This is a genomic window from Rhodococcus sp. P14, from assembly GCF_000256505.1.
Lineage (GTDB): Bacteria > Actinomycetota > Actinomycetes > Mycobacteriales > Mycobacteriaceae > Rhodococcus > Rhodococcus ruber.
The window spans coordinates 1-4,209 of sequence record NZ_AJFC01000210.1; the positions used below are offsets into that span (position 1 = coordinate 1).

A 4,209-nucleotide genomic window follows, 5' to 3' on the forward strand; every position below is an offset into this window, starting at 1 on the left:
AACAGGTGCTGCCACAGCATGACACCGCCGTTGGCGGGGTCGAAGATGTGCCCACCGAGGTGGCGGTCGACGAAGAGGCCGAAGAACGCAGCGGTCAGCAGCGGGAACGCCAGGAGGATCAGCACGCTGGTGATGAGGATGTTCCAGGTGAAGATCGGCATCCGGAACATGGTCATGCCGGGGGCGCGCAGGCACACCACGGTGGTGATGAAGTTGACCGCACCGAGGATGGTGCCCAGACCCATCACACCGAGGCCGAGGACCCAGAAGTCACCGCCGACGCCGGGCGAGTGCAGCTCGCTGGTGAGCGGGCTGTACGCGGTCCAGCCGAAGTCGGCCGCACCACCGGGGGTGATGAAGCCGGCGGTCACGATCGTGGCGCCGAACAGGTACAGCCAGTAGCTGAAGGAGTTCAGGCGCGGGAACGCGGCGTCGGGGGCGCCGATCTGCAGCGGCAGGATGTAGTTCGCGAAGGCGAACACGACCGGGGTCGCGTACATCAGCAGCATGATCGTGCCGTGCATGGTGAACAGCTGGTTGTACTGCTCGTTCGACAGGAACTGCAGACCCGGAACCGCGAGTTCGGTGCGGATGAGCAGAGCCATCACGCCGCCGATGAGGAAGAACGCGAACGAGGTGACCATGTACATGATCCCGAGCATCTTGGGATCCGTGGTCGTGATCATCTTGTAGAAGAACGAGCCCTTGGGTCCCTGCCGCGGCGGGTACGGCCTCGCTGCAGCTATCTCCGGGACTGGCTGGGGCGCTACGGCAGTCACTAATCCTCCTGATTGCGCGCTCGACTCGCAGTGCGAGGCGAACGTTCTCTGGCTTGCGCTGATCGAATCGTAGACGGTGCGACCACCGCACGCTCACCGGGTCCTACTCAGTGTCGTACTCGGCCCTCGAGCATACCCACGGGGGTCTGTGACCCACGCAACCCGGGGGCCGTCCACCACCCCCCGCACCTCCCGTTTCCTCCAGGACATAAGGTAAGCGTCTCCTAAGTATGAAGGTCCCGAGAGACGAGGTTCACCGTGCACCCCCTCCCCCTGCGCCGCGGCATCGCCGCGCTCGCGACGACCCTCACGGCCGTGCTGCTCGCCGGCTGCTCCTCCGGCGAGACGGCCGAGCAGGCCCCGGCCACCGCGGGCTTCCCCCGTACCGTCGAGCACTTCCGCGGAACGACCACTCTCGACTCCCCGCCGCTGCGGGTCGTCGCGCTCGACACCAGCTATGCGGATGCGACGCTGCTCCTCGAATCCGAACTCGTCGGTTACGTCGACTACCGCACCGAGGGCCTGCCCGACTACCTCGGTGACACGCGCGAGCAGTTCGCCGCGGACGCGACGTCGGTCGGCGCGGTGTCCGATGCGAGTCTCGAGAAGGTCGCCGCTCTGCAGCCCGATCTGATCCTGTCCGCGGACGTGCGCGACGGCGAGAACTACGACAAGCTGTCCGCCATCGCACCGACGGTGTTCTCCCAGAGCACCGGACCGACCTGGAAGGACAACATCCGGCTCGCCGCGCGAGCCCTCGGCAAGGAGGACCTCGCCGAGCAGAAGATCGCCGACTACGAGGCCCGGGCGAAAGCCATCGGCGACGAGATCAACGCCACGGCCGGCAACCCCACCGTCTCGGTGGTCCGCTTCGCCGGCGAGCCCACCGCCCGCCTCTACCGCACCACGTCGTTCAGCGGCATCGTCCTCGAGGATGCCGGCCTGGCCCGGCCCGCGAGCCAGGGACCCGATCCGGCCGATCCGAGCAGCATCATGAATGCGATCAGCCCCGAACTCATCGGCGAGGCGGATGCGGATGTGATCTTCGTCAGCATGTACCGCGACGGGGAGGGCAAGTCCGAGGCGGCGGCGCAGCCGTTCCTGTCCAATCCGCTGTGGCAGAACCTGCGCGGCCGGAAGGTCGACGTGGACGACAGCCTCTGGATGACGCCGGTGTCCGTCCAGGGCGCGCACAAGATCCTCGACGACCTCGCCGAGGCTTTCGGGGTCGATCCGCACACCAGTTAACCTGGACCGTCCCCTAGACAGGAGTGGTCGTATGCCCGCAGCGTCCCGGTCCCGCGCCGTCACGTGCACCGTCGCCCTCACTGCCGTGGCGGCACTCGGCCTGGCGGGATGCGCGGAGACGACCGACGATCCGGCGAGCAGCATCGTGCGCACGACCACCCGCATCGCCGGGGCTGCCGTCGTCGGCATCGAACGCGACACCACGACCGCGTGCGCGCTACCCAGTCCCCTCGATCCGGGCCAGCCCGCCGGCGGCACCCGATCGGTGATCCACACCGGCGGCATCTCCGAGGTGCCCGTCGACCCGCAGCGGATCGTCGTCCTCGACGCTGCCGCGATGGACGCGGTGTGCGCACTGGGCCTGTGGGAGCGCGTGGTCGGCACGACCACCGACGTCGCCCGTGCCGAGTACCTCGGCACCGGCATCGCCGAACTGCCCTCGGTGGGCGCGACGTCGGCGCCCGACGTCGCGCTCATCGACGGTGCGGAGCCCGATCTGATCCTCGGCTCCTCGGCCGACCCGGAGCTCTACCGCCGCCTCGGCGACGTCGCTCCGACGGTGCTCGTCGGCTCCGATCCGGTGTTCTGGCGGCAGCAGTTCCTCCGCGCCGCAGAGACACTCGGGCGCTCACAGGCGGCCGGCCGAGTGCTCGACGACTACCGCGCCACCGCAACGGACGTGGGCACGGCGACGACCGCGTCACAGACCCAGGCGTCGATCGTGCGGTTCACCGGTGACGGCGCGGTCGTCGAGGGCACCGCGTCGTTCGCCGGCCAGGTCCTCGCCGACACCGGCGTCGCGCGCCCGCCCGCACAGCGGTTCGGTGTGCAGGACGGGAGTGCCGCCGCCCCGCTCGACGAGGACGACCCGGCCGCCGCGGAGGGCGACCTGATCTACGTCCGATTCGCCGGCGAGGACGGCGTCGCACACGGCAGTGAGGTGATGGACTCCGAGGCCTGGCTCGACCTCGGGGCGGTCACCGACGGCCGGCTGTTCGCAGTGGACGACCTCGTGTGGTCCACGCCCGGCCCGGTGGCCGCGAAAGCCGTTCTGACGGACGTACGCAACACCCTCAACGGCTACTCGAACTGAGCCCGACGACCGAATGTCACATGGGTTCGATCACATCGAACCCATGTGACATTCGGTCACAGCGGGTGGGGGATCAGAAGTCCCAGTCCTCGTCCTCGGTGACGACTGCCTTACCGATCACGTACGAGCTGCCCGACCCGGAGAAGAAGTCGTGGTTCTCGTCGGCGTTCGGCGACAGCGCGGACAGGATCGCCGGGTTGACGTCGGTCTCGTCCTTGGGGAACAGCGCCTCGTAGCCGAGGTTCATCAGGGCCTTGTTGGCGTTGTACCGCAGGAACTTCTTGACGTCCTCGGTGAGGCCGGCCTCGTCGTAGAGGTCTGCGGTGTACTGGGTTTCGTTGTCGTACAACTCGAAGAGCAGCTCGAAGACCCAGTCCTTGAGCTCGTCGCGCTCGGCCTGGGTGATCTGCTCGAGTCCGCGTTGGTACTTGTAGCCGATGTAGTAGCCGTGCACCGCCTCGTCGCGGATGATCAGCCGGATCATGTCCGCCGTGTTGGTCAGTTTCGCCCGCGACGACCAGTACATCGGCAGGTAGAAGCCCGAGTAGAACAGGAACGACTCGAGCAGGGTCGAAGCGGCCTTGCGCTTGAGCGGACTGTCGCCCTGGTAGTAGTCGAGGACGATCTGAGCCTTGCGCTGCAGGTTCTCGTTCTCCTCCGACCAGCGGAACGCGTCGTCGATCTGGCGGGTGGAGCACAGCGTCGAGAAGATGCTCGAGTACGACTTGGCGTGCACCGACTCCATGAACGCGATGTTGGTGAGCACCGCCTCCTCGTGCGGGGTCACCGCGTCCGGGATCAGCGACACGGCGCCGACGGTGCCCTGGATCGTGTCGAGCAGGGTCAGACCGGTGAACACCCGCATGGTCAGTTCCTGCTCGTACTCGGTGAGCGTGCCCCACGACGGGATGTCGTTGGACACCGGAACCTTCTCGGGCAACCAGAAGTTGCCGGTGAGACGGTCCCACACCTCCGAGTCCTTCTCGTCCGGAACGCGGTTCCAGTTGATCGCCGAGACACGGTCGACGAGTTTGACGTGGGCGCCGTGGGACGGCGAATGCGCGCGGGGGGCGGAGGGCATCTGTCTTT

At 67.4% G+C, this 4,209-nt stretch carries 4 protein-coding genes; 2 read left to right on the plus strand and 2 right to left on the minus strand.

All coding sequences use genetic code 11. The features are described 5' to 3' along the window. On the minus strand, positions 1 to 779 hold a 779-nt coding region (locus OEY_RS0114785; RefSeq protein ID WP_192811072.1), incomplete at its 3' end, for a cbb3-type cytochrome c oxidase subunit I. A 258-nt stretch (positions 780 to 1,037) separates the two neighbouring features. Here OEY_RS0114785 and OEY_RS0114790 point away from each other — a divergent pair. Next, a complete protein-coding gene (locus tag OEY_RS0114790) occupies positions 1,038 to 2,027 on the plus strand; it encodes an ABC transporter substrate-binding protein (protein ID WP_010594633.1) in 990 nt (329 codons plus the stop codon). Between the two features lie 31 nt (positions 2,028 to 2,058). Beyond that, complete coding sequence (locus OEY_RS0114795) at positions 2,059 to 3,120, plus strand: ABC transporter substrate-binding protein (RefSeq protein WP_010594634.1); 1,062 nt, start codon at positions 2,059 to 2,061, stop codon at positions 3,118 to 3,120. Between the two features lie 73 nt (positions 3,121 to 3,193). Here OEY_RS0114795 and nrdF read toward each other — a convergent pair whose 3' ends face one another. Further along, on the minus strand, positions 3,194 to 4,201 hold the full coding sequence (gene nrdF / locus OEY_RS0114800; RefSeq protein ID WP_029540052.1) for a class 1b ribonucleoside-diphosphate reductase subunit beta: 1,008 nt from the start codon (positions 4,199 to 4,201) through the stop codon (positions 3,194 to 3,196). Between the last annotated feature and the right edge of the window lie 8 nt (positions 4,202 to 4,209).